This is a genomic window from Candidatus Babeliales bacterium (genome assembly GCA_016929235.1).
Classification (GTDB): Bacteria; Babelota; Babeliae; order Babelales; family JABCYS01; genus JAFGJD01.
On sequence record JAFGJD010000005.1, the window covers coordinates 157,970 to 183,307 of the forward strand.

Genomic DNA, 25,338 nt, shown 5'->3' on the forward strand with positions numbered 1-25,338 from the left:
CAATGATTCTACAACTTGACTCGTAGCCTAGAAAATTTTTTGAGGAAAATCTATGAACTACCTATTCCGCTTACTTGCATGGCGTTACCTTGGAGGAACTCGTTACGACAAGAACATCAGCACCATGGCGCACATTGCATTCTGGGGAATTGTCATTGGAACATTTTCGCTTGCACTCGTTGTTGCGATCATGAATGGATTTGAGAAGGAAACACATGCAAAGCTGCAAAGCATTAACCCTCAGATCAGCATACGCGCGTTTGGCAATGAACTTGACGTTAAATCATTAACCGATGTTCTCAACAGAGAATATCCAGAAGTAATTGCAATCGCACCACATGATACAGAGCATGTCATGATTCAAGATCCCCATTCTGATTCCATCCAAACTATCATAGGGCTTCAGGGCATTATACCCGAACAAGAGCGTCTGGTAACATCGCTAGAAGCATCGCTACAACATTCAAAATCTCTTGAAGATATCATCCACGATAATGGCGTAGTCATTGGAACAAAACTTGCACAAGGATTGGGAGTACGCAACGGGGACACGGTAACACTCCTCTATGCACCAAGCCGTTCACAAGGATCAACAATCAAACTCAAACAACGTGAAGCAGTAATAACAGGTATGTTTAGTACCGGCATCGATGACCTGGATACTAGTATAGCATTCTGCCATCTTGATTTTCTTATGAACGTTTTTCCCGATGCAGGTCCTACACAACTTGACCTCAAACTAAGACAGGGAATTACAGAAGAACCCATCATCAAATCATTACAGCACCGTCTTGGCATAGATGTGTATTCGTGGAAGGATTTGTATCCTGCACTTGTTGCAGCACTCAAACTAGAAAAATATGCAATGTTCTTCATCCTTGCACTTATTACTTTAGTCGCAAGCATGAATATTATTTCTCTCTTATTCATGCAGATCACACAAAAACGCGGCGACATCGCAATCCTACAAAGCATGGGCGCCACCGCATATGACATTCGCATGATTTTCATAATGATGGGAATGCTTCTTTCGCTCATGGCAACTATCATCGGACTTATATTCGCATGTGGCGCAAGTTGGATTCTCAATCACTATCCATTTATCGCCTTGCCTGATGTGTACTACGTAACCCATTTACCGTCACATATGGAATGGCCTATCATTGTTGCAGTATTTATTGCGGTAGCATTGTTAAGTCTCATTTCCATTGTTCTGCCAACACGGCGCATCGCAAGCATTTCTGTTTCAAACGTTTTACGCTTTGAAGCGTAAAAAGGAGCAATTATGGATTCGTTCCGTTCACGGTTAACTGAACTTCCTCTTGATCATAAAAAAGTTTTGTTACGTTTTGATGGCAATGTTCCCATAGAATACGGAAAAATTGTTGACGACTACCGCCTTGAAGCCCTGAGGCCAACGCTCGATTATCTGAAAAGTAAGCATTGCACAATTATTCTTGCAACACATATTGGACGACCTGAGCATCCATCACCGCAATTTTCCACACAACATCTTATGCCATGGTTCACCAAACATGGTTACCCAGTAACTCTTCATCCTAGTCTAGATATCGTTCCAGGTACTGGTGGAATGTTCTTGCTTGAAAATCTTAGATTTTTCCCAGGTGAGCTCACACAAGATCCAACATTTACAAAACAGCTTGCAAGACTTGCAGACTTTTATGTCACTGAAGCATTTGGCTCCCTGCACCGAAAGAATGCATCTGTCGTTAACGTTCCAATGTTATTTCCAAAATCACAACGCACCTTCGGATTCCTGGTTGAAAAGGAACTGAACGAGCTCTCAAAATTAATCACTGGTCCAAAAAAACCATTCATCATCCTATGCGGCGGAGGAAAAGCACACGATAAAATACCACTCCTTCTGAACCTGATGCCATTTGCAGATACCATGCTCATCCTGCCAGCCATCGCCCATACATTTGCTCAAGAGCTCGGCAAGCAAATGGGAAAATCTATTAAGGAACCTACAGCCACCGTCCGCCCTATACTCGAGAAGGCTCGTGAAACAGGCACGCGTATCCTTCTCCCACGGGACTACCAAATCGCCAACGACTCGTTCGAGGGGCCGCTGTCTTATACAACCTCTGATGAAATACCCAAAAATGGCGTTGGAATCAGCATTGGCCCCAAAACAATACAGGCCTTCGATAAGAAGATTGCCGAAGGCCAGACAATTTTTTTTAACGGAATCCCTGGTTTACTTAAACGCCCTGAGACACTCGAAGGCGCCCGTGAGCTTCTAACGAGCATGGCACATGCTAGGGGATACACAGTAATTGGAGGAGGAGATACAGTTGCAGTCGCTCGACTATTTAACCTTGATCATCAGATTGATTTTTGCTCGACAGGAGGGGGTGCAACCCTGGCGTATTTAAGCGGGACACAACTGCCAGGCTTGGCACCCTTTATTGCTTCTTCCACTTAGCAAGTCCACTACCAGAAGACTGGGTTCTTAAAGCCTTACATGGACGAGCCTTGGGCTGGTTAAGAGCTCTTTTGACCGCTTTCTTACATTTTTTATGTTTGGTTGCTTTTCCAGCCATAATTCTTCCTAACGGTTACGCATACCTTTTTTATCTACGAGTGTTTGCACTTGAGCAGCCCGACAACTTCGGGCATAGTGATCCGCCTTAACCACCACCCAGTCGAATAACATATACACGCCAATCAACACCAACAACCTCATTTTCATCGCCCCTCTCCCACACTGTCATCAAATTGAGCACCCTCTTTATTATTAAGCATACCAGGGCCAAATTTCGAATTGCAATAATCTGTCAACGTCAAGCATTGACCACATAAAATAACGCATATCAGCCGCCACATTGCCATAAACAATGTCGGCCGCTCAAACTCATTTCATATAGAATCTGTTAGAAATGAAAAATACCCCTGCCTCGGCGGAAAAGAGAATTGCTCCGACAGAAATAAGAGAATGTGGCTAGAAAGTTTTAAAAGAGAGGACAGAAGCTCAGGAGATAGAGGCTGCTTTGTAGCTGTTCGTTAAGTTCATCAAGGCGATGTTCATGCTCATAGACAAGGTATCCGTAATTGCCATGACGCATGACCCATACGTGGAATGCTGGAGCATGAAAATCAAATTGTTGCGCAATTTCTGTTAACGAACGTTTTGTTTCGTCAATTTCTTCCGCAGCAATTGTATTATGTGCAAAGTCTTTCACTAACTGATTAAATGTCGATTGCTCCATATGCTGTGTAAATGCCGCATGGTCTTCCCAGATTGGTTCGAGATATGATTCGGCTTTGGAAAAGCCAACAACACCTTTAAGCATATTAAAATCGGGGCTATCTACAAAGAAAGCTGCCTTGGTAAGATTAAAACAGCTATCTTGACACAACTCATGAAGTACAAATTCGGAAACATTATTATTATTCTGCAACGACATCATTCGCCGAGGCAAATCTGCCAAGCACTTTAATATATTGGCATGTTGATCGAATGTTTCACCGCTCGTTGTCGAGGTTATTTCAGACTTCTTCATAGCTCTACCCCTCAGTCACTCACCCTCATCTCCAGTATCTAGCAACAACCATACTCCACATATAAAACAACATCAACCCTCCCTTAATATTGAGTATATTTATAGCCATGGAACGCTTTTTTTTCTATACTCGCAACAATGATACATGAAGAAGAAAGAAGGGAATATCGTTTGAAAGGACCTTTTTTTAAGTTTCTTGGCGTTGCGCTTGCGACGTTGTCTTTAGAATCTCGATCTCTTTTGCGACCGGCAGAGATACTACCAGAAATTACAACCCGATGGAGTGAGGATTCTGTATCATTTACACTCAAAGATTCTCATCTTGAAGAGGGGCCGGTATTCCACACGTTTGATAAAAAATTTTTTTACAAACATCTTCTACCATCTGGACCCATTAAGTATCGCCACCATCCAGAACAAATGGTCACTGGTAAAAAACTTAGCGAACTTATTGAACATCTTATCGTAGAAATTAAACAACACAAACGGTTCTTTAGAGATTTCATTCCCATCAAAACACGAGAGTTTCAACAAAAAGATTTTTGTGGACTTCTTGTTCTAAAGTTTAAAAACTATCCCTTCGTTCTGAAGCTCTTTGCAGAAAATCCCAAAAGTTTTGTTTCGCCTTACTCCAAAGGGTTTGAGTCCAGTCTCTTTTTTGTAATGGGACGAGGCATCATGCGCCACTTAACTGGATTTACACGCATTCAAAACCTAGAAGAGGTCAAAGTCATGATAGCCCAAGACCCTTACTGGTCCTCCATTATTGATATGCCACGCAAATGGTATTGGATGCCAAAAAAAAATGACTGGATAGAAGTCACGGGAAAACATATCAACGGCAAAGATGATCTTAAAATAGACATTCCAGCATTATATGGACTTGTGTGTGATGAAATACAGATTGATCATTCACCCAATCTGTTTCAGCGACATCACGCCCGACGCTGTATGCGGCTATGTCAATACGTTAATTTTCAACTCGATCCTCACATCAAGAACTTTTATATTGAAAAAGAAACAGGAAAGCTCGCACTTATCGATACAGAACATTTCCATATGCTTTGCGGAGTGGACGAAACATGGAAGGCTGACAATTACACTTCATGGTATCTAAAACTCACAGGAAAATATCTCAAAGACAAATTTTTTAGAACTAAAAGCGAACGCATTCGCGCGCAACAACCACGAACTTAACCCAAGATCTTTTCTTCAAGTTTTTGAATCTGATCTTGAAAATCAGGATTACGTTTCATATATTTTTGCACTTTACCTACTGCGTGAATCACCGTTGAGTGATCCTTGCGTCCAAGGAAAGAACCAATCTCACTCAAAGACTTATTCGTCATCTTTTTCATAAGAAACATTGCAACCTGACGCGCAAGAGATATCTCTTTTGCTCGATTATTTGAGCGAAGATCTTGGACACTATACGCATAATAATCTGACACGTTACGCAAAACATGATCAAGATCTATAACAGCTGTATTGCGATTATGAGATGCTCGTGGACGCCATAATACTTTTTGTGCAAGTTCAACCGTAATTGGTTGTTGAGTAAGAGATGAGAAAGCAATAACACGAATCAATGATCCTTCAAGCTCTCGTACATTTGATCGTATTCTCTTGGCAAGAAACTCGGCTACATCTTCACGAAGTGTCATCCCATTCGAATGTGCTTTTCGTTTCAATATTGCCATCTTCGTTTCAAGACTTGGCGCTTGAACATCAACAACAAGTCCCCATGCCAACCGCGAACGCAAACGATCGGCAAGTCCTTTGATTTCTTGTGGATATGTATCACTCGAAAGCACAATCTGTTTATGCGAGTCGTGAAGAACATTAAAGATATGAAAGAATGCTTCTTGTGTCTGTTCTTTGTTAGCAATGAACTGAATATCATCAACTAACAATGCATCAACGTTTTTATATTTTGCATGGAAGCGATGAATTTTATCAAACCGAATTGCGTTGATAAACTCATTCACAAAGCGATCTGCAGGCTGATATAACACGGTAGCATGATGATTACGCTCTTTAATGCCATTACCTATCGCATGCAAAAGATGTGTTTTCCCAAGACCAGAATCACCATATATAAATAATGGATTATAAACATATCCAACATTCTCTTTAATCGCATGGGCAGCTGCATATGCAAGTTGATTACTTGGACCAACAACAAATGTATCAAAGGTATAACTACTACTAAGATGACTTACAGAACAGAATTCAGTGCGTCTTGCCGGAATAGTAAGAATTCCCTCTTTGCGTTGTTCTGAGAGAATCAAATGTGCCCCCTTGACTTGAGTCGGAGCGGAAGCTTTTTGTTCATCGGTAAAAACAAGCTTAAGAGAAGTAACATTAAGTAAACGACCAAGATGAAGTTCAAACAAATCTTCGTGATGCATACGCAAATAATCTTTCACAAACGAATTTGGTGCGCGAAGATACACAATCTTTTCTCGCGCATCCCAACGCTCCAACGCAACGGCCTTGAGCCAGGTCTCGACCACCTGCGTACCAACTTCCTTTTGAACTATAGAAAGAAAATCTTGCCAGATTTGTTGTATCACGCCATCGCTCTATCAGTTTTAGTAAATTTGTGAGAAACTTGTGACCAGTTTACGGAAGAAACAGATGTTAGTGTATAACGCTCGAGAAAAAAATCTATGAAAATCCGTACCCTCTTATTAGCCCTTTCATGCACAGCCTTTATCCCATCATGCGGCAAAAAAAAGAAAAGAAACACAGCCCAAGAACATTATCATAATAGCATACGCGCGGCATCAACAGGTAACATCGAGCTTGCCATAACATGCATCGATAAAGCACTTGTACGCGACAAGCGGCCACAGCATCTGGCACTTAAAGCAACGCTGTGTTATCAAAACCACGACTTTGACACTAGCAAAAAATTGTTTGAACAATGCCTTAAGGATAAAACTATCACCGTAGAATATGCTGCGGACGTTAGTAATAATTACGCATGCGTCCTAAATCAGATAGGAGATCGCACGTCAGCAGAACGTATCTGGAAATCATTAACCATGAATTCACACTATAGCTCACCAGAGGTTGCATGGTTTAATCTGGGATTACGCGCTTGGAACGATTACATCATACTCAAGCCGACTCAACATAAACAACACGCGCAAGCAGCATTAAAGATTGCACAACAACGATTTGAGAAAGCTCTTCTACTTGAGCCAAACTATATAGATGCATTATATTGCAAAGCACAGGCACAAATTGAGATGAAACAAAAAGCACAGGCAAAAAAAAGCCTGTCAAATTTACTTGCTCTTACCCCTAATCATTCAGGAGCACGCAATCTTATTGCCGCCCTAAAGTAGCACCCACTTTAAAAAATCCTATCTAACCGTTTGATATAGGATTCAATCCCGGCACAAATTCCTCGTGCTAGATGATTTTGGTAAGTTTGTGACGCAAGACGCTTGGCCTCTTGTTCGTTGGACAAAAATCCCATCTCAATAAGCGCAGAAGGCATATCCGTCCCAAGCAATACTTGAGACATAGCACGCTTCACCTGTCTATCTTTCACCTGCAAAGTATGTAATCGCGCTGATTGGATGACATGCTCATGCACAGACTGCGCAAGAAGCGCACTTTGTTTGTACCAGCAATTTCTTGCTTCAATACTTGGAGTAAAATCATCTATTTGCTCGACATGGGGCAAGCAAGAGTCTTGCACACAAAATGTTTCAATTCCCGAGGCTGTCTCTGGACCACTGTTTGAATGTAAAGAAATAAACAAATCTGCTTGCGCCTTTGTATTAGCAAATGTTGTACGATCATCAAGCGAGACGAATTGATCATCACTACGCGTCATAGAAACAGAAAAGCCTTTTTTAGATAAGAGCTTTGCAACCTTAAAGCCAACGGCAAGATTAATGTCTTTTTCTTGGATATCGAACCATCCGACTTTTCCTCTATCAGCCCCACCGTGACCAATGTCCAAAACTATATGAATTTTTTTTTTATCATTCCATGCAATATGATGAATTGCCGCAGTCTTTTTATTCAGCTCATATATGAATTGCCGTTTATTTAATGCAATCAATAGCGCGCCCTTTTGTCCGATTGAAGTAAACGGCGCATATTCAACAGCAATCTCCTGAGGATTATATCGAATAGAGACCATAACCCCTTTTTTTGGCGCCTGGCACTCATAGCATGATACTTCGTAAAAACTATTTTTACCCCTATTCATTTGATATAGAGATTTTCTTACGTCATTCTTAGCAATACTTGCCATAGGAAGATGCAAACGGACCTCTTTCCATCCATCCTTCTTTTTTCCAACCTCGTACGATGCAAGCGGAAGACATACACATTCAGGGGTCCCTGAAAAATAAAATGATAATTTATCGGACAGCCGACCTTTATGGCAATAGGCTTCATTCAAATAGACAGGATCGCCTCCATAAACCCGCACCCCTACGCTTACACAAAAAAGAACTGCTGCAAACAATCTAATACAAACAATCTTCATACTAATTCCCCACTGAAGCATTTATATTTTGCTCATGCTTATCCTTCTTAAATCGTACCGATGTCAGTTTCTATTTGTCAACGAAATGGTCGCTTTTTGCAGAGAAACGCTATCTCTCGCACGCTCTTATGATGCTCGTAGTTCGGCGATGTAGGCAAGATGGCGAGATCGATTCCATGCAGTTAGAAAGTTCTGGATTTGGTATCGCACACAGGTTTGATCATTGGATGCAAATGCAGGATCATGACAAATAACTTCCTGGCGTTGATTATCCCATCCAATAACTGTTAATAGATGTCCGTTATTATATTCCTTAGCTGCTCCCTCGAGTGTACCACGCACACTTACCACAACAGGAACTCCCCTTTTGAGTACAGCATAGAGCGCCTGAAAGGAAGATAGACGTGTCACGTAGACATGAGCGTTGCCTCTACAATGCTCATACGCGTGTGCGGTGTTAAATGGCCAGCTTCCATAGGCATCAAGTCCAGAATCATACGATTGTTCGGCAAATGGAACCGGATCAATATGCTGCCTAGTTAAATATCCGACGAGCATACTCATAGAGGTAGGAGAACATAGGCTATCTGCTCGTGGATGATCAAGGATCATCTGGGAGAGCTGCGGGACCTGGGTCAACTTTAATGATGGCAGCTGTGGTACTTCCTGTGATGAAGGAAAATGTGATAAATCTGATATACAAACATGAAGTCTGTGGAGTAATGCAAGATCAGCACCATTTTTACTCTCTACTTTAATACGGAATGCATCCGCATACGTCCCCCTGGGTATCTCGAGACGTACGTGATGAAAGTTCGTTTCACGATCCGTTGTACTGTTGTATGATTTTTGTATGCTTTTACCCCAGTCACTCATATGATGCCACGGATACCATTTCTTGGTGGCTTGGTCTCGAGCTTGTACCATAAAACTAAAATGCCCCTGTGGCCTCATTGCATTCCATGAAAAAACAAGTTGGGTAAAGGGATGCGTACTTGATCGGCTAAAAACCACCACGCCACGCTTGCTACATGTAATCGCTTCGTGTGTTGTTATTGTTTTCTTATAGGTCCATGTCCATTCAGCATCGTGTGACTCTACACATATGGCAATACTCCCCACCATAACTGCTGCGATTATTGCTCTCCAAATACTCATGTTGCCTCTCTAGTACGCACCATATGTCGATACATCTATAAGATCCCCCGTATCTATAATGGTACTAAAAACTATCCTTCTTGCTCAAGGGTCGCAATCAAGATAAGACTGGTACTATAGCGCAAAAACAGACATCATCACACATATTTTTTTGAAATTATACCGTCACGGCATGCACTTAGGCTACGATGGGAAAAAGGGGAAAACTATGATACAAAGAATTTTCATCTGCATACTCTTGTGCACTCCACAAATAGGGTTAGGTTACAAAGCAGTTTGCAAGGTACCTGTCGCAGATCTACTTGGTGAATCAATGATGGTGATCAAAAGCAAACCGGATGGCGTTCACCACTATTCCTCAATACCGTATGCAGAAAATGGATGTAGTTTTGGATGTCCGCGACTTCATCAATTATTGTTTAACGAGATCGTAGAAGTACACCAAGTCGCTGACAACGAAGCCCTTATTGAAATCCCTAACGTATATTATCATACTGCCACTAACATGACCCCGCAAACCACATACTGGACAAGCGTCCGTAATCTTATCGCGCTTTCTGAGCTAGAAAAAAAAGGAATCAATCTTACACACGCATTTCCACAGCCGATTTCATATCAAGCAACAAAAAATAGTGAGCCAATTATTGTACTTACACGACCACATTATGATCCAACAACACATACGGTGTATTCTGCAGGAACGCGATTCAAGCTCGCCCAAACACCAGAAAACAATAAGCCTTATACCGCATATGTCTTTAATCCACACACCGAAACCATTGTTACCGTTCCCATTACACGATTACACGGCGCTATTCAACACGCATCTTCACCAGAACATGCACAAAATAATTTTGTACAACTAGTACGTTCATGGGCGCATGTAAAGGATGGCGTTGTTCCTTATGTATGGGGTGGCTGCAGTATCGGATTGCCTTGTAAAAATACTTTCGAAAAAAAGGAAAATAACGGAAAAACATATTTTACATGGCGAGGAACACACGCACCAAAACAAGGGGTTGACTGCGCCGGCCTTGTTGCTCGTGCCGCACAAATTGCAGGCCTTCCCTATTTCTTTAAAAATACTACAACTCTCGCACATGGACTTCAGGAGCTACCATCAGAGGAATCTCCTGTAAATGGCGATCTGATATGGATACCGGGACATGTCATGGTCATCAGTGACGTCACCAAAAGTCTCCTTGTTGAAGCTCGTCATTACAATCATGGATACGGCATTGTGCACGAGATCACACTCAAAGAGCAGTTTCAGAATATAGAAACGTACAAAGATCTTGTGTATGCACACACACAGAAACGAGGATTACGTCGCTTAAATAAAGATGGTCGGGTTGTTCAAACAATACCAGAGTTTAAGATTTTGCGCCTTGCAAGCGTTTGGCGCTCCTAGAAGCTTGCTCTTTATTTGGGCGAGGCTTTGTTGGTCGCTTGTGCTCTAGCTCAGAATCAGTATAGTCATGCCACGCCTCATTTATGAGCATACCGAGGGCGGCTCCCAAAATGGCGCAAAGACTAATTGAATAGGCATCCGGTTCACGAATAATCCGCGGGCGTTGATACCCTGTGATCGCATCCTGCAGAAGTCTTCCTTCAGGACGCAGAACAGGAAAGTTTCGGTCCAATGTAGACTGTAATTCATCATCGTCAGGCATAGGATCTTTCCCCTTGCCCGTATAGGGAAGTGAACCTTCAAATCGATGCCGATACCAGTCAGGCAAGGCAGCTCGGTCAGGACCACACAATATCTCAACCGCACGGCGCCACGGCTCAATACCCCTAAATGCGTCTTGTTCCTTCCGCTGCATAGCAGCAATGCGACCTTCCGCAGGACCAGGATCACTAGGGCTAGAGACCCTGTGAGAACGCATGCGGCTATCCCACAAACTATGATAGGTTGCGATTGCCCGATCTAAACCGCGCACAGCAGCGTCTTGCAGCTCTTGTGGCGGCCCATCCATTCCGGAAAGACCCATAGTCACCACGAACAACATTATGAAATATATTTTCATTGTAATAACCCTAAACAACCAATAAACCAGCCTTTAACACTACAGGCTCTTGCGTGCGATTGCAACGACAAGAGCCTGTAGTTTGTCTCTGGTTAGCTTATAGCTAGGACTTGATGATTACTCAAGTGCCTTTACAGATCCATTATTGTTTTTGTTAACCGAGAGTAAGATGTTGCGCTTGGTCCATGGATCACAACCCAATTCAGCGTCATCACATCCAATCTCAACACGAAGTTCCGTAAGGACGGCCTTAAGAGCATCCAGCCTACGCATCATCTGGACCAAGTCGGCACTCGTTTCTATAGCCGAGTTCCAAGTAGGCCACAATAGAAAGCGTAACCAACTCGTGCTCTTCTTCACATCCTTACAATGCAAGACATCACGTTCAAGCTGTAGTGACTTAAGACTTCTTTGATCTTCATAGATCAGAACCAACTCACGATCAATGGCTTGAATCAACTGTTTTGGAGTAGGCTCCTTAATAACAAGACCTGTTTCAGGATCTTTTAAGGAAAGTCGTCCATGATATTTGTCAGACTTAAGAACTGACATAACGGTTTCTTTGTTGAGGATAACCGCTTTATCGTCATTCCAGTGGAAACCATCCTTATAGTCGTCCCCCTGACGCCAACGAGCAAAAAGCGTATCATCTTGATTAATAAGTCCACGGCGAGAGAAGTCACCCTTCTTGTCATAAACTTTGTACCTGTTGTTGATCATACGAATAGAAAGCCCATCGATAGCTGCAGTAGCTAAACCAGCAACAGCTGCCATTCCTACACCAACACCTAAAGCAGGAGCAAGCGACATTCCACCAAGGCCAAGTGCCGTAGCAGAAGCAAAAAGACCCAACCGCGGAATGGCATAGTACGGCATAAAATAGAGCGCGCGATACTTGAGACCCTTCCAAGTCTTAGCAGCTTTTCCCGTAAGCCCCTTCCAGTCGGTTACTGTTTTTACAATGCCTTTTGCAGCAAAGAACGCTGGTATAGCTGACAAAACTGCAATGCCTGCAGCACCGGGATTACGTCGAATTCCATGAATTGCTGGAGCAGCAACAACATGCCCCAAAGCCCTAAGACCAGCTACTTCAACACCGTTGGCTGCTTGAATAGCCCCAACTGCAGCGGCGGTCGCAGCAACACCAAAACGTGCTCTTAAATCTGCAAGGCGCTGTTGGCCAGGAAAGCTGAAGGCGGTTCCAGCCATCAGTACAGATAAAATCATAGTAGTTAAACGTCTCTTCATAATTCCTCCATTTTTGGCAGAGACTGCATAAGAAAAATGCCTAAAGACACGCTTTAGACATAATCAAGTATACCTTATCGACAAAAACCACTCAAATGGCCTTCAATAAAGCATATTTATAAACAAACAAACTAGACAATTATCAACCATATAAGAACGGGGTCAGCTGGTGCGCCCGACAGGGATCGAACCTGTGGCCTGCAGATTAGGAATCTGCCGCTCTATCCTACTGAGCTACGGGCGCAATGCCCTAAAAAAATTGGTGCGCCTGGAAGGATTTGAACCCTCAACCTACGGATCCGAAGTCCGTTGCTCTATCCAATTGAGCTACAGGCGCAGCCACTCTATGTTGTAACAGAAATCAGTATCCTTGCCTAGGCTTCCTCTGGGATACGATGAAAGTATGCCAAAAACTCTTTGTTGCCGCTGGAACCTTCAATTGGAGACTCAGTAACTCCAATAGCACTGAATCCTTCTCGTTGAATACCATTAACCACTGTTTTGACCACATTCTGGTGAACGGCAGGATCCCTGATGATGCCTCCACGCTCAATCTGCTCACGACGCGCCTCAAATTGCGGCTTAATCAATACTACCAACTGAGCATCTGATTTCATAATGGCCTTAATCGCCTCAATCACCTTAAGCACCGAAATGAAGGATAAATCAAGGGTTACTAAATCAACCAGCTCAGGGATCATATCAGGGGCTAGGTGCCTGAGATTAATCCGTTCCATGACCACAACTCTGTCATCATTCCGAATCTTTTCATGAACCTGTCCATAGCCAACGTCTATGCCATATACCTTCCTAGCACCATGCTGAAGAAGACAATCAGTAAAGCCTCCCGTAGAAAGACCCGCATCCAAAACCACCTTATCGGCAACGGCAATGTCGAAGTAGTCTAAGGCTCGCTCCAACTTAAGACCTGCACGGGATACGTATTTTGGTTCATCAACCACAAGTGAGACCTCTGCCCCTTCCGGAACCAATGCTCCGACTTTGGTCATCACTTGATCGTTGACGGTTACATGCCCCTGCATGATCCAACTTTGAATCTGCGTCCTGCTGTATGACGGATATAAGAGCTTAAGCAACTGATCAAGTCGTTGTTTTTTTGTCATTGTTAAGAATCCTTACTAAATCCTGAACAAATGGTGAAATCGTATAATGATAATCACGCGCAAACTGATGCTCCTTAGTCAACAATTCACGGCAAGGGAATACTGCAATCCTATTTTCATGTGTCTTGATAATCAGATACTCATTCTTAATACCCTGACGCACTGCCGCACGGAATTCATCGAGAGTTGTAACATGTTGTTCGTTCACTTCTGTAATGATCGATCCAAGCGGCAACGCACGAGAACGATGCACTAAAGAATTTGGGAAAATATGTGTCAAAATCAATGCCGGCTCATCCTGCTCTTTCGCTTCAGCATATTTACGCAAATACGGAACAACACCCGAAAGAATCTGTACATGATTCAACGCCAACGGCATCACAACCATGCCACCCAAGACCTCATATTCCAATGGCTCATACAGCGGATGAACTATACGAATTGGTGTAGGCTGCGCTTGATCAAATGTCAGTGAAATCTGTTTGCGCCGCCCCTTGCGATAGACAACTAATGAGATCTTTTGACCAATCGTCAACTGCTCAACATAGTCTGCAATGGAAATTTTATCTTCACTCCAATCAACACTCATATCCCCATACATATCAATTTTATAATCATTGATCTCATAGATCATATCACCAGGTTGAACCCCTGCTCTTTCTAACAAACTATTGTTATAGACATCGATAACGTAGGTCCCACTTGGCACGGGGTTTCCTAGATATCTAGCCAATGCTTCACTTCCACTGAGGTGTAAGACTCCAAGAAATGGCTTACGCAAGAATTTCACACGACGCAGATCATGCGCAATCAATTTAAATTCATTAATCGGAATCACATATCCAACATTTTGTGCGCTTGGAATACCGCCTGCATTAATACCAATAACTTCGCCCATACGATTCACTGACGGCCCGCCAGAACTTCCCGGATTAATCGGCGCGCTCATTTGAATATATTTTTGGATACCGATACGCTCTCGACCACTAACAACACCCGTTGTACTTTTCAATGACTGCTGCGCCAGCGGATATCCCAAAGCTAGAATCTCATCAGCTCGATACACTTTATCAGAATTGCCTAAAGGCAAGCACGGCATTTTACCCAATATCTGTACAATATATTTACGATCTTCTTCTTGAATTTTGAGTAATGCAATATCTCGCTCAGGGCACAGTCCCACAACATCAACATCAATTATTCGCTTGCCAAGCGATGGCATCTGAATCCACACCGAAACTGCATTCAACACCACGTGTGCATTGGTAATAATCTCACCCTGCTCACTTATAATGAAGCCAGAACCAAATCCCTGGCCCTGTGTTGGTGTTTTATACGGCTCCAACAAATCATACTCTACAATTTGTGCATTAATTTGTACCACTGTATCTTTTGCACCAGCCTGCGCTGCTGCCCACGGCTGCAGCACTTGTATTGGCTCAGGTTGATAGCTTTCAGGCCGCGCGAACAAAGGCATTTGCGTATCGGCAGCAAAACCCTCAACCCGGCTCGCAAGATATCGTTGATTGCTGTAAATGATAATCATAAAACCAGCTAAAACACATAAAAATATAAAGGTTAAAAGCCGATACCAGAACCCATCAGATCGGTGATAAGAGTACATATAAACCCCTGTCTTACCATGATTCATGTTTGATAGAAATGCAGTATAGTGTATTGTATTAGAATTAAAACTCTAGGAAAGGTAGGGCATCGTTATGGCAGCATCTGATAAGCGCTCCAGCGCGACATTAGACAAAATCACTGCTCTGTGCAAACGCAGGGGATTCGTATATCAGTCGGCTGACATTTACGGGGGTCTGAACGGTGTCTACGATTTTGGGCCTCTCGGCACCTTACTTAAACAAAATATAAAACAAGCATGGACAGCATCACTATTCAAAATAAGTGATGCAATCGTGTTACTCGATGGCGCAATTCTTGCGCCACATGCTGTGTGGGAAGCATCCGGCCATACAGAAAGTTTTCACGATCCTATGGTAGACTGCCTCAATTGCAAAAAAAGATTTCGCGCTGATGATATCGATCTTGATAAAGCATGCCCTTCATGCGGCATTAAAAAATGGACCGATATTCGCCAGTTCCACATGATGTTCAAAACCAACTTGGGTGCACTTGCAGATCAAGCATCTGTCGCATACCTACGCCCAGAAACAGCACAAGCTATTTTCATTAATTTTAAGAATGTTCTTTCGACATCACGTGTAAAAGTTCCGTTTGGCATTGCACAAATTGGCAAAGCATTCCGTAACGAAATCACACCAAAACAGTTTTTATTCCGTATGCGTGAATTTGAACAAATGGAACTTGAATGGTTCTGCAAACCAAGTGACGCACAGAAGTTCTTCGACTTTTGGATCTCTGCGCGTGAAGCATTTTATCAAACAATTGGTATAAAAAAACAAAATCTACGTGTGCGTAGTCACGAAAAAGAAGAACTATCTCACTACTCAACTAATACATCTGACATCGAATATCATTTTCCATTTGGCTGGAAAGAACTTGAAGGCATCGCCTATCGAGGCAACTATGATCTCTCACAACACATGAAACACTCAGGAAAAGACCTTTCAATCTATGATGATGCAACCAAAGAATCATATGTACCACATGTCGTCGAATGTTCTGTTGGTGTCGATCGACTCTTTCTCACTGCACTCTTTGACGCGTACAATGAAGAAACAATCGACGGAGAACAGCGCATTGTTTTGCGTCTGCATCCATCGCTTGCACCGTACAAGGCAGCATTTTTTCCCCTCACAAAAAAACAATCAGAACCTATGTATACACTGTATAAAAATATTAAAGATGCAGAAATCCCTGTGCAGTTTGATGACTCTGGCTCAATCGGCAAACGCTATAGACGCCAGGACGAAATTGGAACACCAGTATGCTTCACGTATGATTTTGATTCTGAAATAGATCAATCAGTCACCGTACGTCATCGCGATAGCATGAAACAAGAACGCATCCCTCTGGACAAAGTGCTTGAGTATATGAAAAATCTTGAAAACATATTCACACAACAATAGGTCAATACGACATGTTGAAACGAATCTATGATTGGATGGGAAGCAAGGTTCACTCAAAACATGCGGATGCTTTTTTGGCGACAATGTTTTTTATCGAAGCGATCTTCATGCTACCCGTCGATCCACTCTTGATCTTGTACTGTCTTGAAAATAAGCGAAAAGTATTTTATTACGCAGCACTAGCCACTATATCATCTGTTCTTGGCGGCATTGCTGCGTACACCATTGGCTTCGCTGTTTGGGAAGCAATTGGCCAACGAATTGTTGACGCATTTATTTCGCAAGACACGTTCAACTATCTGTGCACACAATACAAAACCTATGAATCAGCAGCAGTCCTACTAGCATCGTTTACACCCATTCCCTACAAGGCAGTAACACTTACGGCTGGTTTTTGCAAACTTTCATTAATGCCATTTATTTTCTTTTCATGCATTGGACGCGGCGCGCGGTTTTTCCTTGTGGCAACCGTTCTTCATTTCTGGGGGCCGCAGGTCAAGGCGTATATTGACCGTTGGTTTAATATCCTTGTACTCTTATTTTTGGTCATACTTATATTCGGCATCTTGGCCTTTCGGTAATACCGTAAAAAAGGGGATCTGTTGTGAGTAGATCTTTATCTCTTATGGAACCGTTGAGTAGAATTATCAAAGCAATCGGTATTGTATTTGGTGATATTGGAACCAGTCCCATTTATACATTGAGCATTGTATTCGCCCTGATCGCACCAACCCGCGCAAACATCATGGGCGTTCTGTCGTTAATTATTTGGACATTGATTCTTTTGGTTACCGTGCAATATATATGGCTCGCTATGAGCCTCAGTCAAAAAGGCGAAGGTGGAACTATTGTTCTACGCAAGGTTCTCAAACCGCTACTTAACACCGCCAGCGCAAAATCATTTGTAACCATTCTTTCATTCATCGGCATTTCATTCTTGATAGGTGATGGCGTAATTACACCCGCCATCAGCATCTTGAGTGCCGTAGAAGGCGTTAAATTAATTCCCGGCATGTTCGCTGTACAGCAAAACCTTCTCGTTTTGCTTGCCTGCCTTATTGCAATCGGACTGTTCTCATTTCAAAAACAAGGGGCTGAAATAGTCTCAGGAGCATTCGGACCCATTATGGTGCTGTGGTTTCTTATCCTGGGAGGCTCAGGTCTGTATTGGCTTGCACATGATCCTTCATTTTTAAGCGCATTCAATCCACTACATATCCCACAGTTCATGTACCATAATGGATTCGTAGGATTTCTTGTACTTGCACGCGTTATCTTATGCGCAACTGGCGGTGAAGCCTTGTATGCCGGTATCGGCAACTTGGGCCGCAGGCCAATTATTAATGGATGGTATTTTGCATTCGTTATGCTGCTTCTACACTATTTGGGACAAGGCGTATTCATCATGAACTATCCTGGAAGCGTAGGCAGTATTTTTTACCAAATGATGTTTACCCAAATGCCACGGCTCTATATTCCATTCGTACTGCTTAGCGTTATCGCAACCGTAATTGCATCACAAGCCATGATCAGCGGTATTTCCGCTACAGTATATCAAGGAATAATGACAAATATTCTTCCTAGATTACGCGTTGAATACACATCACGTCGTCTCAGCAAACAAATCTACATTCCGGCTATTAACTGGTCGCTTATGATCATGGTTCTCATTGTGATTCTGCAATTTAAAAGCGCCTACCATATAGCTAATGCCTACGGCCTTGCCGCATTATGTACTATGACTATAACCAGCGTCATGATGACCATGATCTTTTATCTTAGGAAAGAATATGTCATGGCCATTATCGCCAATATCATTGTTGGTATCGACATCACATACTTGGCAGCAAGCACATCAAAGGTCCCCTATGGGGGATACTTACCTATTTTCATTGCAAGTATTCCACTTTCTCTGATCCTGATTTATACAGGAGGCAAACGTCGCTTATTGAGAGCCGCACGGCCACGTGCATTGCCACAGTTTATTGAAGAATATGAGCAAGCCCGTAAGACCACAAATTGTATCGATGGAACTGCCCTCTTTTTCTCGCGCCGGGTTAAAATGATCCCTGACTATATTTCATATACCATGTTCAATAATGACATCATGTATGAAGAAAACATCATTCTCTCTGTTATCACACAAAACAAACCATTTGGAGTCGCCGCTGAGTTCGGAGAAAAGCTTGCTGAAGGCCTCTTTTTATTTGAAATCCGTGTCGGATACATGGAAGCCTTGAATATAAAAAAAGTCATCAAAAATGCTAAGATTGATCCTAAAGTAATTTTCTACGGTATGGAAGAAATTGAATCCAAAAATCTGATTTGGAAGATCTTTGCATTCATAAAATCAATCACCCCATCATTTGTCCAATTCTATAAACTACCGACTGATCAACTCCACGGGGTTGTTCGCCGCGTTGAGATATAACAAAAACGGCTCCGGATTTCCGGAGCCGCCTCTTGCTTGTTCAGATTCTTATATGGATTCAATCCTTACAACCGTACCAGGCTGACGATGGCCTTGTTTGACCCGTGACTTTTTACGGCGTTTGAACTTATATGCGATGACCTTAGGGCCCTTGATATGTTTGACAATAGAGGCCTTTACAGGGGTTCCGACGTATGGTTGGCCAATTTCTACTTGGCCTTCACCAGTCTTACGAAGGAGAACTTCCGTAAATTCAACTGGGGTTCCCGCTTCACCTTCGAGCAACTCAACAGCAATGGTTTTGCCTGGAATCGCTTGGTACTGCTTCCCACCAGTTTGAATAATGGCATATGTCTGAGCTACTGCTTGTGCATCCATGCGAGCAATCCTTTATGGGAGACTTTTCGATTAGAACTACTGAATAATAAGGAGTATACCAGAACCAAGCGTTTGCTCAAGAATACCCCAATGAGTAATCCTTGACTTTCCCAAAACCCCCTGCATAGACTCCTCATGGAATCTAACCCCCATTTAGGAGAAGATCTATGAAACGAGTTATCTTTGTCCTGCTGGCATCTATGTCCGTAGCTATGGCAAAAAATGTAGTAAATGTGCCACTCATGATAGAACCTCAACAACATGTTAATGATGCAGTTAAGGACATCATGGATGAAGTTACCAAGGAAAGAGAAAAACTCGGGACACAAGGATCACTATCACTATCAAACAACCTTGCCGCACTCTTCAAGGGCATCTCACAGGATGTTATTCCAGAAATTAAAGCACTCCAGAACGACATGTCTCCGACTGAAGCCCGTAACATAGATGTCACCACACAAAGTAAGATCGAGAAGGCTATCCAGTCAATCTGCAAGAAAAATACCGTCCTTGAACAACAAGAATCTCGTATCGAGATGATGGCCAATAGATACCATCAAATCCGACTCGATGAGATACTTGGTGAAACACGGGAAGTCGAAACCTCATATGATACTATTTTTTATGGGGATAAACTTAAAAACCCTATCAATGATGAAAGCGCCTCAATAGCAGACATTCTTAACGAAGTACTTTCTGAGATGTGGCGATTATCAGCACAGGAAAATGAACATTTTTTTGCGCAAATAACCACGAACGTGCAAGCTGGATACTGTCCAGGAGGAAAACGGGTAAAACGCCAAGCCAGAAATTACTGTCCCGGCGAAGCACAACCACCTAAGGATGAACAAAAACGTATTAACAAATGGATCGATAAAATGAATTTCAATCAATGGGGTGACTGCAAGGGGACCATGTACACCGGAGGCTCTGCATCATTTGATGAAAGAACTGGGTGCTACCATACCCAATATTCGATCCTCATCAAGAAATATCCCGACAAGCCGTGGAACCAACCAGAAAATACATGGACAGCATGGAAAACCACTTGGGGAACAAATCATAGAACGTGCAATTAAAAACACGTTATATGCTCTTTAGATAGACGTAGAGTCCATATGTGACTCTGCGTCTATTTTTATACTCAATGAAGCTGATAAACCTTACAGCGACGGCTCACCGACGAACGATTAACACCTATAAATTCAGCAATTTTATTTTGATTTTTGAACGTATCCCACAACAACTGCATCACGTGTTGATTCTTGAGGGCTTGCTTTCCAAGACGCGCAGCTGCTTGTAATTGTTCTTTATCAGGCATACTTGCATTGTCGAAAGCTACCTCAAACAAACCCGTCCTTTTTCTTGATTTAGCATGTATATATTCTTGAACCGTCTTTCGCAACTGCACAAACCCTATTGGTTTTTCAGCTATGAACCTAATTTTTTCAGCTTCATTGAGAACTACCGATCGCTTATATGGCAACGCATGGGCTTCTTGCTGAATATATGCATCCATAATACTACTAAGCACCGCGTGCTCTAACGAAAGAGGATCAGGGATATAAACTTGAGCACCCTTCAGTTCCTCATAGAGTGTCTTCGAGAAGTAGCCACTCAACACAAGTTTTTCGATATCTTTATCGGAAGCCACAACAATCTGTGCAAGGCCAATTCGCTTCTGCTCACTTTTATATAAACGATACCAACCATATTTGAGGTACTCAGCAAGCTGATTTTGCAAAGTCATACTCAATTTATGGACATCATGAATAATGATCGTGCCATCAGATCCCGCTCGCTCTAGAAGTGCCATTCTCGGCTTGCCTACCGTCACCACAGGATCGAGACCAAAAAGCTCTTCGGCAATCGAAGCCTCATCGCGATCTCCTGGATTTAGATAATACGCACAACCAGCAGAAGAAGCTGTATGCACAAGATCAGCAAGGACCTTACAATCATCTTGCGCTCCCAAAAGAAACAATGCCCTATGCTCAATCATTTTCCGCATAAAACTAACCTTGAATTTCAGGAGGGGTAACGAAAACAACGGAATAATCTCATTAAGTCGTTGCCCTGTCTTAGTACCATGAAGATGCAGAAGAGAAAGCCAATCATGACGATCCTGAAACTGCTCTGATTGAATGAGAACTTTCTGTCCAATTCCCTGCTCACGTAAGGTCAAAACTACTTCTTTGCGACTACTGTCAGGAAATCCAGTGATTTTAATTGATTTTCCCTCTCCATTCTCCGCTTCTGCAAATGACATAGTCTTGTAAAGCTCAACAAATTGGACCACCTTTTTGCAGGCCACCGCAAGAGGATGAGCATCCTGGGTATTCAAGTTAATCGAAACTAACTGCTGTGCATCTGTATTTCCTAAAATGAATTTACCTTCACTATAAAATACTAGCCCTTCTTTTCTTCGCTTCGTCTCATGAAGCTTTGCCCTGAGGCTTTCATGACAAAACTCGAACCCACGCTCTTGAGCATAAAGAACTTCTTGAAGTTTGCGCTCTTGTACTTCGACTGCTTCTATACTTCTTGTTTGTAATAGATGTAAAATATTGCCTAAGTAACTTGCAAGGATCAACATCTCATCACGTTCAACATTATTGTAAAATGCCTGGCGAGGTCGTGCGCCACGCTCAATCACGATATAGGCCATAAGCGTATCATTGTAATAAATAGGTAGAAACACAGCTGCATTCAACGAATCAAGAAACTTTAAAAATACTTGGTACAGATCTTCATCGGCATAGATTTGATCAAAGGCTAGCTCATCAGTAATCAAGATCTTTTTCGAAGAGAGATAATTAGATATAGCCTCTTTTGATTGCACTGCACGCAAAAAATGTTCAACAGTATACTTCATCTGCGATGATGGCTTGAGACGACCCTCCGCTTCATTCAGCGCACCATAAGGTCGCTCAATAAAATGAACATATTGCGTGTCGATATCAAAGGCCTCATTCACAAACGTCCGAACAAGAGCCGATAAATCATGTAATGAGGTTATCTTTCCTAGCTGATGCAAAAAAACTTTAAACTGATCAACAAAGATTACTTGTACAGGAGCTTCTACATGCTCACGCATATTTAAAAAGCGTAGACCTCGCATACGGCTAATAACTACATAAAGAGCGATAACGACAGATAATGAAAGAAGATTATGGAGGGCTGGCATAGTAAAGCCCAATGTTTGCTGCAACATGATAAGCGGAAAAAACATCGTAGGATACGCACACGCAAATTCAAAAATTCCTGCCGGCAAAATAATGTATTTCAACAAAATACCAAGCTGCTGTTGCAACAAATATGGGATCTTGAGTTTTTTAAGCTGTGCAAGAAAGGGAAACACTATTAAGAACGTTGTGAAAAGGAAATACCAAATGGATATAACTCGCCAGTAATACACCCAATGTTGGCTCGGCCCAAAGTGATAAAAATTAAGAAATAAGTCATATACAAAAGGCAAACAAATTAGTGAAGTAACAACAACAATTCCTCTGTGAAGCCTTCGAACCTCAAACCTCTTTCCCAGTAAATTTCCAACAAAAAACATCAAAAATACGTTAAGCAAGGAATTAAGGATCCATGCACATTTAACAATAATATCTGAGAACAAATTCAAGCTATCGGGAAATGGAGAGGACGCAAGATTTCGATATAAAGGCAATATCCATGAAATATCGATAAACATGGAACTTGCTAGGTATAGCATAGCATAGCGAATAGCCGTTCTAATATGGGTATTTGGCTCTCTGAAAAAAACAATCACTGCAAGTAGAAAAAGTTTCAAGGCCGCGGATGTAACCGCAAGTGCCAGCGCCATGTTTTGACTAAAAATAAATGCTTCTAAATAAGAAAAAACAATATTCATAATCACCACTCTTGTTTCGGCTGAAGTTGTGGTAAACTACCTATGGAAGTATTGTTGAACCCTATAGCGATGAGGTGTGTCATGAAGTTCCTACAATTCGCAGCTAGTTTGTGTTTTTACGCACTGACCTTCTTTGAGGTCATGCCTCCAGGCGGCGGGTAACAGTCGCAGTTACGATTACCGACTGTTACATTCGGTAATCATAGCAAGATAAAACCACCTCTGCAAAACCCTTTAATAGGTTTGAGAGGTGGTTTTCTTTATAAAAAATAACAAGGCCTCATCTTCGGTTTGTGATTATAGCTATTCTTGATCTCTGCGCCTGCGGCTTTTGACTTTACCAATTCATGCCATCTGTAAAACAATGTTACGTTTTCTGAACCCTGCTCAGCCGCTTGTTCTGCTAGAAACAGCTTCTGCAAAAAACATTCTCGGCGGCTGGTCACACACCCAGACAATCTTCCCTACATCTTATTAAAAAAGTTCGTGATAAGCCCGCAAACATCTAATTCCTTCTCATAATAGGAATCAGGAGCACCTGCTTCGTCGCATTTTGAATACCACCCATGAGGTATTTCGCCGCACTCGCTTCTGTAACGCTCACGAATACGACGCCCCGCTCCGGCTGATCGTGTTCATGAAGCAGTTCCTACTATGATAGATTGTTAGGAAGCCACGCCCCTGAGAGCAACAACAAAAAGATATGAACCTTCCCAACGTCTACCTAAGGAATCCAGCTTATAATGGCAACGGTATAAACATATAAGCTGACACTAAAAAAATACATACGGACTTTCACAATAAACCATTTGCCAAAAGCCCCAATTGCATTATCCTGCATTTCATCACAAAACTATACAAACTTAGACCTCATCCTCTCTATCCGATCCTTGTGCTGCAACCCTCTTTCTCCAATAGGCAATCTCATATGGCATCAGCCCATCGTCATCTCGATGCCGCATTATGAGTTTTGCATACAGAGCCTCCCGACTTTCATCTAATGGCAAACCGTCTATTGCACGCCGAAGAGCTTCGTCTAGCCGAGCAATTCTTTTTCCAACAGGAAAAGCTGTCTTCGTCTCTTCATCAACATGAAACATGCCAAATTGCTCTAAAATCGGAATATCATCATGACCAATCCCGCTATAGTCCCATGTAGGGCTACGGTATCCGGTTAATACCTGCATCATGATAAGAGCCGTTCTTTCTTCCCCAATTGTTCGTATCAGATTTATGGTTCTACCGGCCCGATTGAGCCACCGGCCATATGCCTGCGCATTTGCTTCCGGAACACCATCAGCAAACCGTTCTTGTCCACGAGAAATCTGACCTAATTCCGCGTGGAATGCATTGCAAGGATCTAGCTCAGAAGCAGTATCCGTATCAGACACACATGCTCGCTCATACCAGGCTGCAGCGGCACGCCCTTGCTCCTCATCTTGCAAATCAAGCCCAACTAAGAATTGACTTCTCCCATAAGGCAACGCTGAATTCTCTTTCTCCGGATACAGCATCGCATAGTCTCCCCCAAGCGGAAAATAATGATTATCCTCTTCCCCTTTCTGTGAAATTGAACCAGCTGGTGATAGCAAAAGGAGAGAGACAAGCAGTTTACTCAGCCATCCCGCCTCTAAAGGAATTTTCCACAAAAGTAACACCAATATTACATATGCTTTAAAGTAGTTCTGAATCTTCATAAGATACCTTTCATGAAACACCCTCCAAATCATTTACACCACGGAGTTAAGTATGGAGAGATTTTAAAAAATTCCTAACCCCCATTTCATACCGTTCAGAAAACATTACCACTGGAGTTTTAAAAATCAGTATAAAGCCGAGAAATCACGTAGTGTAATTTGTTCTAGTAGCCTTGATACGCCAGAATACATGCGGAGACACGCTAGACTATCCCGCGTTTTGCATTGCGATTCAGCCAAAAATATTATAGATTGTGTTCGCATTTAACACCGGTGATCGCAGAAACAAGAAG

Annotated in this window: 22 protein-coding genes and 2 tRNA genes; 9 read left to right on the forward strand and 15 right to left on the reverse strand. The window is 42.4% G+C overall.

The features are described from left to right. The first annotated feature begins 52 nt into the window (after positions 1 to 52). Both JW872_02830 and JW872_02835 read left to right on the forward strand, forming a co-directional pair. Positions 53 to 1,273, forward strand: coding sequence for an ABC transporter permease (locus JW872_02830; protein ID MBN1549573.1), 1,221 nt, complete (start codon positions 53 to 55; stop codon positions 1,271 to 1,273). 12 nt (positions 1,274 to 1,285) lie between these two features. Next, positions 1,286 to 2,449: a phosphoglycerate kinase gene (locus JW872_02835; GenBank protein ID MBN1549574.1), complete on the forward strand. Its 1,164-nt coding sequence runs from the start codon at positions 1,286 to 1,288 to the stop codon at positions 2,447 to 2,449. Positions 2,450 to 2,575: 126 nt separating this feature from the next. On the opposite strand, the gene JW872_02840 is transcribed toward JW872_02835, so the two are convergent. Both JW872_02840 and JW872_02845 read right to left on the reverse strand, forming a co-directional pair. After that, complete coding sequence (locus JW872_02840; GenBank protein ID MBN1549575.1) at positions 2,576 to 2,716, reverse strand: hypothetical protein; 141 nt, start codon at positions 2,714 to 2,716, stop codon at positions 2,576 to 2,578. A gap of 259 nt (positions 2,717 to 2,975) precedes the next feature. Then, a complete protein-coding gene (locus JW872_02845) occupies positions 2,976 to 3,527 on the reverse strand; it encodes a hypothetical protein (protein MBN1549576.1) in 552 nt (183 codons plus the stop codon). Positions 3,528 to 3,698: 171 nt separating this feature from the next. On the opposite strand from JW872_02845, the gene JW872_02850 reads away from it, so the two are divergent. Beyond that, a complete protein-coding gene (locus JW872_02850; protein ID MBN1549577.1) occupies positions 3,699 to 4,724 on the forward strand; it encodes a hypothetical protein in 1,026 nt (341 codons plus the stop codon). Here JW872_02850 and dnaA read toward each other — a convergent pair. Then, on the reverse strand, positions 4,721 to 6,103 hold the full coding sequence (gene dnaA / locus JW872_02855) for a chromosomal replication initiator protein DnaA (protein MBN1549578.1): 1,383 nt from the start codon (positions 6,101 to 6,103) through the stop codon (positions 4,721 to 4,723). The two genes, JW872_02850 and dnaA, sit on opposite strands and share 4 nt — an antisense overlap. Positions 6,104 to 6,199: 96 nt before the next feature. Between dnaA and JW872_02860 the strand changes: the two genes are divergently transcribed. After that, the gene (locus JW872_02860) at positions 6,200 to 6,883 is read left to right on the forward strand and encodes a tetratricopeptide repeat protein (protein MBN1549579.1); all 684 of its coding nucleotides are present in this window, start codon (positions 6,200 to 6,202) and stop codon (positions 6,881 to 6,883) included. Positions 6,884 to 6,891: 8 nt separating this feature from the next. On the opposite strand, the gene JW872_02865 is transcribed toward JW872_02860, so the two are convergent. Together JW872_02865 and JW872_02870 are read right to left on the reverse strand one after the other, a co-directional pair. Next, positions 6,892 to 8,043: an N-acetylmuramoyl-L-alanine amidase gene (locus JW872_02865; GenBank protein MBN1549580.1), complete on the reverse strand. Its 1,152-nt coding sequence runs from the start codon at positions 8,041 to 8,043 to the stop codon at positions 6,892 to 6,894. Positions 8,044 to 8,169: 126 nt separating this feature from the next. Next, positions 8,170 to 9,201 (reverse strand): C39 family peptidase, encoded by a 1,032-nt coding sequence (locus JW872_02870; protein ID MBN1549581.1) that lies wholly within the window; start codon positions 9,199 to 9,201, stop codon positions 8,170 to 8,172. 208 nt (positions 9,202 to 9,409) lie between these two features. On the opposite strand from JW872_02870, the gene JW872_02875 reads away from it, so the two are divergent. Next, positions 9,410 to 10,612: a hypothetical protein gene (locus tag JW872_02875; GenBank protein ID MBN1549582.1), complete on the forward strand. Its 1,203-nt coding sequence runs from the start codon at positions 9,410 to 9,412 to the stop codon at positions 10,610 to 10,612. On the opposite strand, the gene JW872_02880 is transcribed toward JW872_02875, so the two are convergent. The 6 genes from JW872_02880 to JW872_02905 all read right to left on the reverse strand — a co-directional run bounded on the left by JW872_02880 (position 10,575) and on the right by JW872_02905 (position 15,227). Continuing rightward, the gene (locus JW872_02880) at positions 10,575 to 11,231 is read right to left on the reverse strand and encodes a hypothetical protein (protein ID MBN1549583.1); all 657 of its coding nucleotides are present in this window, start codon (positions 11,229 to 11,231) and stop codon (positions 10,575 to 10,577) included. The genes JW872_02875 and JW872_02880 overlap by 38 nt on opposite strands. 117 nt (positions 11,232 to 11,348) lie before the next feature. After that, on the reverse strand, positions 11,349 to 12,479 hold the full coding sequence (locus tag JW872_02885) for a hypothetical protein (protein MBN1549584.1): 1,131 nt from the start codon (positions 12,477 to 12,479) through the stop codon (positions 11,349 to 11,351). A gap of 167 nt (positions 12,480 to 12,646) precedes the next feature. Further along, positions 12,647 to 12,723 (reverse strand) — tRNA-Arg (locus tag JW872_02890). 16 nt (positions 12,724 to 12,739) lie between these two features. Further along, a tRNA-Arg gene (locus JW872_02895) sits at positions 12,740 to 12,816 on the reverse strand. Positions 12,817 to 12,853: 37 nt separating this feature from the next. Next, a complete protein-coding gene (locus JW872_02900) occupies positions 12,854 to 13,603 on the reverse strand; it encodes a TlyA family RNA methyltransferase (GenBank protein MBN1549585.1) in 750 nt (249 codons plus the stop codon). Then, entirely contained in the window at positions 13,581 to 15,227 is a 1,647-nt protein-coding gene (locus tag JW872_02905; GenBank protein MBN1549586.1) for a trypsin-like peptidase domain-containing protein, read from the reverse strand. Before JW872_02905 ends, JW872_02900 begins: the two co-directional genes overlap by 23 nt. Before the next feature lie 94 nt (positions 15,228 to 15,321). Here JW872_02905 and JW872_02910 point away from each other — a divergent pair, with 94 nt between their 5' ends. The 3 genes from JW872_02910 to JW872_02920 are packed head-to-tail and all read left to right on the forward strand — an operon-like array spanning position 15,322 to position 19,087. Beyond that, positions 15,322 to 16,656, forward strand: a complete 1,335-nt coding sequence (locus JW872_02910) for a glycine--tRNA ligase (GenBank protein ID MBN1549587.1) — start codon at positions 15,322 to 15,324, stop codon at positions 16,654 to 16,656. A gap of 11 nt (positions 16,657 to 16,667) precedes the next feature. Continuing rightward, positions 16,668 to 17,237: a DedA family protein gene (locus JW872_02915; GenBank protein MBN1549588.1), complete on the forward strand. Its 570-nt coding sequence runs from the start codon at positions 16,668 to 16,670 to the stop codon at positions 17,235 to 17,237. A gap of 23 nt (positions 17,238 to 17,260) precedes the next feature. After that, positions 17,261 to 19,087 (forward strand): KUP/HAK/KT family potassium transporter, encoded by a 1,827-nt coding sequence (locus JW872_02920; protein ID MBN1549589.1) that lies wholly within the window; start codon positions 17,261 to 17,263, stop codon positions 19,085 to 19,087. A 48-nt stretch (positions 19,088 to 19,135) separates the two neighbouring features. Here JW872_02920 and rplU read toward each other — a convergent pair whose 3' ends face one another. Continuing rightward, entirely contained in the window at positions 19,136 to 19,465 is a 330-nt protein-coding gene (gene rplU / locus JW872_02925; GenBank protein ID MBN1549590.1) for a 50S ribosomal protein L21, read from the reverse strand. Positions 19,466 to 19,632: 167 nt separating this feature from the next. On the opposite strand from rplU, the gene JW872_02930 reads away from it, so the two are divergent. Then, positions 19,633 to 20,544, forward strand: a complete 912-nt coding sequence (locus tag JW872_02930; protein ID MBN1549591.1) for a hypothetical protein — start codon at positions 19,633 to 19,635, stop codon at positions 20,542 to 20,544. Positions 20,545 to 20,609: 65 nt separating this feature from the next. On the opposite strand, the gene JW872_02935 is transcribed toward JW872_02930, so the two are convergent. The 3 genes from JW872_02935 to JW872_02945 form a co-directional block, all read right to left on the reverse strand. Next, entirely contained in the window at positions 20,610 to 23,348 is a 2,739-nt protein-coding gene (locus JW872_02935; protein MBN1549592.1) for a sigma 54-interacting transcriptional regulator, read from the reverse strand. 260 nt (positions 23,349 to 23,608) lie between these two features. Next, a complete protein-coding gene (locus tag JW872_02940; protein ID MBN1549593.1) occupies positions 23,609 to 23,794 on the reverse strand; it encodes a hypothetical protein in 186 nt (61 codons plus the stop codon). A gap of 417 nt (positions 23,795 to 24,211) precedes the next feature. Then, positions 24,212 to 25,045 carry a hypothetical protein gene (locus JW872_02945; protein MBN1549594.1) on the reverse strand — a complete coding sequence of 278 codons (834 nt, stop codon included), beginning with the start codon at positions 25,043 to 25,045 and terminating at the stop codon, positions 24,212 to 24,214. Positions 25,046 to 25,338: the final 293 nt, after the last annotated feature.

Excerpts from the sequence above, each read along its gene's own strand:
- JW872_02830 (MBN1549573.1), top strand. The coding sequence starts at position 53 with ATGAACTACCTATTCCGCTTACTTGCATGGCGTTACCTTGGAGGAACT.
- JW872_02835 (MBN1549574.1), top strand. The coding sequence starts at position 1,286 with ATGGATTCGTTCCGTTCACGGTTAACTGAACTTCCTCTTGATCATAAA.
- JW872_02840 (MBN1549575.1), bottom strand. The coding sequence starts at position 2,716 with ATGAAAATGAGGTTGTTGGTGTTGATTGGCGTGTATATGTTATTCGAC.
- JW872_02845 (MBN1549576.1), bottom strand. The coding sequence starts at position 3,527 with ATGAAGAAGTCTGAAATAACCTCGACAACGAGCGGTGAAACATTCGAT.
- JW872_02860 (MBN1549579.1), top strand. The coding sequence starts at position 6,200 with ATGAAAATCCGTACCCTCTTATTAGCCCTTTCATGCACAGCCTTTATC.
- JW872_02865 (MBN1549580.1), bottom strand. The coding sequence starts at position 8,043 with ATGAAGATTGTTTGTATTAGATTGTTTGCAGCAGTTCTTTTTTGTGTA.
- JW872_02870 (MBN1549581.1), bottom strand. The coding sequence starts at position 9,201 with ATGAGTATTTGGAGAGCAATAATCGCAGCAGTTATGGTGGGGAGTATT.
- JW872_02875 (MBN1549582.1), top strand. The coding sequence starts at position 9,410 with ATGATACAAAGAATTTTCATCTGCATACTCTTGTGCACTCCACAAATA.
- JW872_02880 (MBN1549583.1), bottom strand. The coding sequence starts at position 11,231 with ATGAAAATATATTTCATAATGTTGTTCGTGGTGACTATGGGTCTTTCC.
- JW872_02885 (MBN1549584.1), bottom strand. The coding sequence starts at position 12,479 with ATGAAGAGACGTTTAACTACTATGATTTTATCTGTACTGATGGCTGGA.
- JW872_02900 (MBN1549585.1), bottom strand. The coding sequence starts at position 13,603 with ATGACAAAAAAACAACGACTTGATCAGTTGCTTAAGCTCTTATATCCG.
- JW872_02905 (MBN1549586.1), bottom strand. The coding sequence starts at position 15,227 with ATGTACTCTTATCACCGATCTGATGGGTTCTGGTATCGGCTTTTAACC.
- JW872_02910 (MBN1549587.1), top strand. The coding sequence starts at position 15,322 with ATGGCAGCATCTGATAAGCGCTCCAGCGCGACATTAGACAAAATCACT.
- JW872_02915 (MBN1549588.1), top strand. The coding sequence starts at position 16,668 with ATGTTGAAACGAATCTATGATTGGATGGGAAGCAAGGTTCACTCAAAA.
- rplU (MBN1549590.1), bottom strand. The coding sequence starts at position 19,465 with ATGGATGCACAAGCAGTAGCTCAGACATATGCCATTATTCAAACTGGT.
- JW872_02930 (MBN1549591.1), top strand. The coding sequence starts at position 19,633 with ATGAAACGAGTTATCTTTGTCCTGCTGGCATCTATGTCCGTAGCTATG.
- JW872_02935 (MBN1549592.1), bottom strand. The coding sequence starts at position 23,348 with ATGAATATTGTTTTTTCTTATTTAGAAGCATTTATTTTTAGTCAAAAC.
- JW872_02945 (MBN1549594.1), bottom strand. The coding sequence starts at position 25,045 with ATGAAGATTCAGAACTACTTTAAAGCATATGTAATATTGGTGTTACTT.